Origin of the sequence: Caballeronia glathei (genome assembly GCF_000698595.1) — a bacterium.
GTDB lineage: Bacteria > Pseudomonadota > Gammaproteobacteria > Burkholderiales > Burkholderiaceae > Caballeronia > Caballeronia glathei.
On the sequence record NZ_JFHC01000028.1, the window covers coordinates 91,607 to 97,809 of the forward strand.

Here is a 6,203-nt window from a genome sequence, read left to right on the forward strand (position 1 = left end):
CGCTAGCAATTCAAAGACAGCTGACTCATCTCCGAAAGGCGAAGTGGAGGAATATCAGCCACCAATGCGGCTTGAATGCTATTGAACATTCGCCCCAGGCCGTGTCACCCGCACCGCTACCGCACCAACGTATTCGGCCCGGATGTCATCCCCCACTTTCAATTGCTCCAGAGGGACGTCGGAAGCAACCTGCAGTGTCACGGTATGCCTGGGTCCTCGCAGCGTCACTTGCCGTTTCTTCAGGTCGATTTTCTGCACGGTTGCGACAACCTTGATGTGACGCGCTGACGCCGCTGTACCGCCAGACGCTGGCACGGTCACGTCCGACTCGACCCGCGAGCGAATACCTTTCGAACTTACTTTTTCAGCCGATACAAGCACTTCACCCTTGTAGGCGACGTGAATCATGTCGCCAACCTTTAATTTACTCACGTCCCCGGCGGCTGGATCGACTTCCACTTCGGCAAGATTGCCCCGCGGACCGCGCAGGGTGACCAAGTGCTTGCTGGCGTCAATCCTTTCTACGCGCCCGGTCATTTCCACGACGACGTCTATGGCAGCCGCGCTTGACTCGCTCGAGGGCACCTGCGCTACGCAATTTGCGCCGTGAGCCATCAGTAACGCCAAAGCCAATACAGGCGTGAGCAATCGACGTGAATAACGAATTTTCAAATGCATGGCCGGCTCCCTTGCAGCAACGGCGACCGCGAAAAACCAACCTGCCGGTCACGCTCGAGGATGTTGCGATTCGGAACGGATCAATACGTAAATCCCTTTGGAAGATATGCGACGCCCACGCAGATTGCAAGCGTCAGTAGACGTGGGCGCACTTGTTCAGACAGTCTTCCCGCGATCCAACGTGGAGGTTACTGGACGCGGCACTCCCGTTTGGGTCGCAGCGAGCATCGCGATACGTCAAGCCAGGTTCAGCAGGCTGATTGGTCGACACCGACCAGGAGTTGGGACAGCCCCTGACAGATACGATCACGCGACCTATCCTTGATAGGGAGCGGCCCCAACGGATGCACGGATAGGACGTTTTCCGAGATCTTTCCCTTGCAGACAGAGCATGCCGTTACCGCGGCATTTCACCACCCGTGCGCCGCGCACCAGGCGCTGACCGTCCGTCAACGATCAATTCGCCGCCTGGCAAAACGAACAGGGGAATGGCCATGACGATATGGATCGCACGACTGTTGAGTGCCAGCCTCGTCGTCGGCTTGCTGGCGGGCTGTCAAAAACAACAGGATCAGCAGCCTCAGGCTCAGACTCCTCCAGCCTCAGCGGTCGCCCAGGCCTCGGTCCCAGCATCAACAGCAGCACCCGCGCTACCGCCGCTCCCCGCCTCTGCAGCGCCAGCTCCGGCATCGGGAGCCCAGCCCCAGGCCCAGCAATACCCACCTGAGGAACTCGAGGCGCTGGTTGCGCCGATCGCACTCTATCCCGATTCACTGCTGTCTCAGGTTCTCATGGCGTCGACGTATCCGCTCGAAGTCGTGCATGCCGCACGCTGGGTCAAGGAGCATCGGGACCTGAAGGGCGACGCTGCAGTGAGAGCGGTACAAGACCAGCCGTGGGACGTGAGCGTCAAGTCGCTGGTTGCGTTTCCTCAGGTGCTGCAACCCATGAACGACAAGCTCGACTGGACCCAGCGGCTCGGGGATGCATTCCTTGCGCAGGAAAAGGATGTGCTTGCCGCCGTGCAGAGATTGAGGGTCCGCGCGCAACAAGCTGGAAACCTGACAACGAACGCTCAACAGAAGGTGATTGTCGAAGCGCCGCCGGCCGTGAGCCAAGGGGGACAGCCGCCTCAAGGCGGACAAGCCGTGCAGGCACCCCAAAGCATCGTGCGAATCGAACCGGCTGACCCGCAGGTCATCTACGTACCCTCCTACAATCCAACGGTCGTTTATGGCGGCTGGAGCGCCCCGGCCTACCCGCCGACGTACTGGCCGCCTTATCCGGCGTACTACCCAGGAGCCGCCCTCGCGAGCGGATTCGCGTGGGGCCTCGGTATCGCGGCGGCAGGCGCGATCTTCGGCAATTGCAACTGGAACCGCGGCGACGTCAACATCAACGTCAACAGGGCCACGAACATCGACCGCAACTTCGACCGCACCAAGGTGGAGGGCGGCAAGTGGCAGCATGACGCGCGGCACCGTCAGGGCGTTGCCTACCGCGACAATGCAACACGCGACAGATACTCGCGAGGGACGCAGGGCGCCGAGGCGGCGCGGAGCGACTATCGCGGACGCACCGGCGCCGCTCCCGAGCGCACCAGCGCGGCCAATCGCGCCGCGACTGGCAATCAGGGCGTCGATAACCGCACCAGACGCACAAATAACGCGAATGTCGCCAAGGGCGCCGGCGGCACGAATAAAGCGGGTCCCGGCAATCGGGCCAGCACGTCTGAGCGTGGCGGTGCAGCAGGCAATCGCGCACAAACGGCCAACCGCAACCCCGAAGCCGGCAATCGTTCCCGCGCGTCCAACCAGAGCGTCACGACAGGAAATCGCGGCCAGGCATCCGATCGAAGCGCCGCAACGGCCAATCGTACCCAAACCTCCACTCGTGGCAGTGCAACTGGCGCCCAGGCCGGAGGCAGAGGCGCAGGCGGAGGCTACTCGGGTGATGGGCGCGACACGGCATTCCAGGGCGTCGGCGCAGGCGCGGCGTCGCAGCACGACTACAATCGCGGACGTGCGAGCGCGCAGTCCTCGGGATATAGCCGTGCGGGCGGTGAAGGGGCACGCGGCGGTGGCGGCGCCCGAGGCGGCGGTGGCCGGCGTTAGGGAGAGCGACCATGCAAAGACTTCCGCGTATCAAGCTCGCCCCTCGCTGGGTCAGGAGCCAGGAAAACACTCACTGAAGATTCAAGGAAGGCTGAAGACTTCCGGGGCAGGTCTTCATTCAGGTTGAAGATGCGATCGTTCGCTTTCGTCTTGCCTTGCGTGGCGTGCATGCTTCGGCTGAGGCCAGGCGACCTGTTGGAACCGGTTGCGTTTATCTGGGCATTTCATGTGAGGTGCGAAGCCACGCTCGCCCCTGAAACACCGGGAACGCCACCGGCTGCAACCAGCGTCCTGCGACTTGAACACCCGCCCACGAGCGCTCAGAACTTGAACGTCACGTTCAGGCTTGGACCGCTGAAGCGCAGCGTTTGTATGAGTTGATTGCCCGAGCCGTAAAAAGCGAGGTACCGGTAGAGCAGGCTGACGTCGATCGATTTTGCCGCGTAGGCCACCCCTGTCAGCGCCTGCCATGTGAACTCCGAGGTCCCTGTCCCCACGTCGAGATAGAAAGGCACGTACCAGGCGCCGTCCCGAGTGATCGTTGCACGTCCGCGCAGCCCGGCAAAACCATCGAAGATGTTCTGCACTTGCGCCACATGAAAGTTCGAGCTTGCCCCAGGGCCTGAGCCAACCGTCGCACCGATCGCGGCGTCGAGTGTCCCCTTCGCACCAAGATATCGCAATCCGACGATCGCATCTACGTGTCCCCACCCTCGCCGCACGACGGTGCGGCTGCCGCCCAGTTGGACCAGCGTTCCCGCGAAACTCGTCTGGACGCTCTGCTGTGTCTCACGCGTGCCGAGGACGCCGCTCGTCGCATTGACAGAGCTCTCATGTCGCCCGAAGTTGAGGTAGACCGTGTCGACGAAAACGCTCCACTCCCCCTTGCGCGCCTCCCCTTGCAGCATCAACGCGAATCTGAGGTTTTGCAGATAGTTGTACGGACCGCCAGAAGCGTCGGCACCGCCGCCGGGTACCGTGAACCGGAATGTGCCGCTCACCGTGGGCAACCATAGGTATGGCCCCACCGCGATCTGCCACTGCGCGCCGGCGTCGCTCGGAAGGGAGTCGATCGCGTGAGCCCACCCACTTATTGCCGCCGCCGCTAACGCAGCGATGCATTTTGACCGGCGAGTCATGATGCCCACCTCCTGTCTCTCCACAGGCTTTAGATCCGCGCTTCGTCCCTTGCATCATCGAGGTTCGACCTGAATGTCGCCCGCACACGGCGGCAGCCCGGCGCGTCCTACCAGGCGTTCTGGAGCGAACTTCTGCACAAGCCATTCAAGGTCGAGAGGCCTGTTGAAAAGCCGTGCGCACGCTGGCCAACGATCAGCCAGCTGGACACCGGACTGGCAGGCGGTGGAAAGGCAAGCGATCTGATGGATCAAATGACGCACGGGATCTGCCGCTTCTGAAAATGGCCATCGCACGCTGGATCGAATCGGCCACAACGACGCGGTCAAACGCGATGAGGATTATCAGCGTGACGATCAGACCATCCCAGGTGGCGGGCGTGCGCAGGAGTCTGACTTGAAGCGGATACATCTTGATCGCGAGGATCAACCCTCAGGCCATCAGGTTGAGGAGCGGCCCGAACAGCAATGAGTCCAGTATCGATCAGAACATCGAGGACAACCCCTACGGGTCATCGCTTTGCGCAGCACTACCCTTCTCGCGGCGGCTCACCCCGAGTATGTTCTGGCGTCGATCGAAGGCACGCCCGTAACGCTCGTAGTCTGAACAGAATCAGCCCGGTGCGGCCATCGACTCCCGAACGAAGTCGATTCATCGACCTGCTACTTGTTCGTGCCGGGCGTAACGGATATGGCGACCGCCTCCGTGTACACGACTTCAACCTGGTCTCCCTTGCGAATGTGCTTCATCTGCTCGGGGTCCTCCACGATCACGTCCACCGCGTTGCCTTGCGGTCCCTTCAACGTGACGGTTTTCGCCTTTGCATTCACGGCGACGACGTCCGCCAGTACCGTTATTTCCCGACCGATTGTGCCGCCGGGCTTGGCCCCGGGCGCGGACCGCTGTTCTATCAGGCGCTGTGAGGCGGAACGCGGGCCGCTCGCTTTCGTGAGACTCAGCGACATCGCTTCCCGGTATTCTGTCGTGACGACGTCGCCAACCTTGAGCTGATCGAAGTTCCGCGCCTCTTCGCCCACTTCCAGGTCGACGACACGGCCCCTTTTGTCCTTCAGGGTGACGGTGCGGGTAGCCGGATCAATGGCGACAATCGTGGCCGTGACCGTTGCCGTTCCGACCACGGTGGCCGTGCCTGTACCTTTCGTGACCGCCACCGATGTTTCCGGCTGGGCCAATACCGGGCGCGCCAGCATGGCTACGGCGGCCACCACAAGGAATACCTTGATCTTCATGTCAACTCCCGGGAAAGGCCATCGGTATGCCTGCGCACGTGCTTGAATGACGCCTCGATAGTCGTGAGCGGCCGGTGTCAGATGTCGAGCTTGCTGACCTTGGTGCCTTCGAAGCTGAGATTGGCCATCAGGCCGGCGTTCGTCAGCACGAAACCGACGATCGGCGCATTCGTCGTTGCGGTGTCGAGCGCACCGTTGGCGCCGGTCTTCGCCACCGCAACCGAGCCATCCACGCCGGCGGTCCAACCCTTGTCGCTGGTCCGGAATTTATCGAGTGCGTCCTGTGTCATGAACATCATGATCACCGCCTTGGACTGGGCGCCAATCTGCAAGCCGAACGACGCGGTACTGGTCTTGTAGTAGCCAATGGACGTGCCTCCCGAGCGCAGCGCGCCTTCGCCGTATTCCCCGCCGACCACCAGGCCCGCGGCGATCACCGACGGAAAGACAAGAATGCCCTTGGCCTTGCTGGCCTGTTCCCGCGAGCCTGGCGTCGAACTGTACAGCTTGTTGAGGGCGCTATCGACGCCGGTATTGATCTCCTGGCGCTTGCTGGCCGCTTCCGTCGGAGTCTTCGCCGTGTTGCAAGCGGCCAGCGAACTGGCCAGGGCGATGGCGGTCAGCGAAAAGAAGGTACGACGGTTCATGAAATTCTCCTGGATTGAAGTGCGGCAGGTTCAGGCCTGGCGCGCCGGAGATGGCTGCCCACATCTGTCGAAACAACGAGGTGATGTAGGCTGACGCGCTGTCTAGAGGCAGCCGCCGATATCGCCGCCGGTGTTGCCGCCTGACCCGCCCGGGCGGAAACCGACCCATGTCTTGCTGTTACCCGTCCACGATGGCCGCACCAGAGCGGCTGAGCCATTCGGAGGCTGCTGACCCGGAACATAGACATCCATCGCCTGATTGTTGGCCACGATCACCTGCGATATGACGGTCTGTTGCGACTGGTTTGCCCATTTCTGGCCGATGCATTGCGAGACTGTGGAGACTGGCTGCTGGCTTTCTCCGACCGCTTGCGCGC

General features: G+C 61.9%; 6 protein-coding genes. 1 reads left to right on the forward strand and 5 read right to left on the reverse strand.

Features of this window, described 5'->3' with window-relative positions; genetic code table 11:
- Positions 1 to 78: 78 nt before the first annotated feature.
- A complete protein-coding gene (locus tag BG61_RS18680; protein WP_035938760.1) occupies positions 79 to 678 on the reverse strand; it encodes a hypothetical protein in 600 nt (199 codons plus the stop codon).
- A gap of 494 nt (positions 679 to 1,172) precedes the next feature.
- Between BG61_RS18680 and BG61_RS18685 the strand changes: the two genes are divergently transcribed.
- Positions 1,173 to 2,792, forward strand: coding sequence for a DUF3300 domain-containing protein (locus BG61_RS18685; protein WP_081868115.1), 1,620 nt, complete (start codon positions 1,173 to 1,175; stop codon positions 2,790 to 2,792).
- 320 nt (positions 2,793 to 3,112) lie between these two features.
- On the opposite strand, the gene BG61_RS18690 is transcribed toward BG61_RS18685, so the two are convergent.
- The 4 genes from BG61_RS18690 to BG61_RS40150 form a co-directional block, all read right to left on the reverse strand.
- Entirely contained in the window at positions 3,113 to 3,940 is an 828-nt protein-coding gene (locus tag BG61_RS18690; RefSeq protein ID WP_129572306.1) for a hypothetical protein, read from the reverse strand.
- Positions 3,941 to 4,591: 651 nt separating this feature from the next.
- Entirely contained in the window at positions 4,592 to 5,179 is a 588-nt protein-coding gene (locus BG61_RS18695) for a hypothetical protein (RefSeq protein WP_035938764.1), read from the reverse strand.
- A 77-nt stretch (positions 5,180 to 5,256) separates the two neighbouring features.
- Positions 5,257 to 5,826, reverse strand: a complete 570-nt coding sequence (locus BG61_RS18700; protein WP_035938766.1) for a BPSL1445 family SYLF domain-containing lipoprotein — start codon at positions 5,824 to 5,826, stop codon at positions 5,257 to 5,259.
- A 102-nt stretch (positions 5,827 to 5,928) separates the two neighbouring features.
- Positions 5,929 to 6,203, reverse strand: a 275-nt coding sequence (locus BG61_RS40150; RefSeq protein ID WP_075584184.1) for a hypothetical protein, incomplete at its 5' end; no start/stop codon positions are given.

What these genes read in the sequence shown, in the direction of transcription:
- BG61_RS18685 (WP_081868115.1), top strand. Translation starts at nt 1,173, where the DNA reads ATGACGATATGGATCGCACGACTGTTGAGTGCCAGCCTCGTCGTCGGC.
- BG61_RS18695 (WP_035938764.1), bottom strand. Translation starts at nt 5,179, where the DNA reads ATGAAGATCAAGGTATTCCTTGTGGTGGCCGCCGTAGCCATGCTGGCG.
- BG61_RS18700 (WP_035938766.1), bottom strand. Translation starts at nt 5,826, where the DNA reads ATGAACCGTCGTACCTTCTTTTCGCTGACCGCCATCGCCCTGGCCAGT.
- BG61_RS18680 (WP_035938760.1), bottom strand. Translation starts at nt 678, where the DNA reads ATGCATTTGAAAATTCGTTATTCACGTCGATTGCTCACGCCTGTATTG.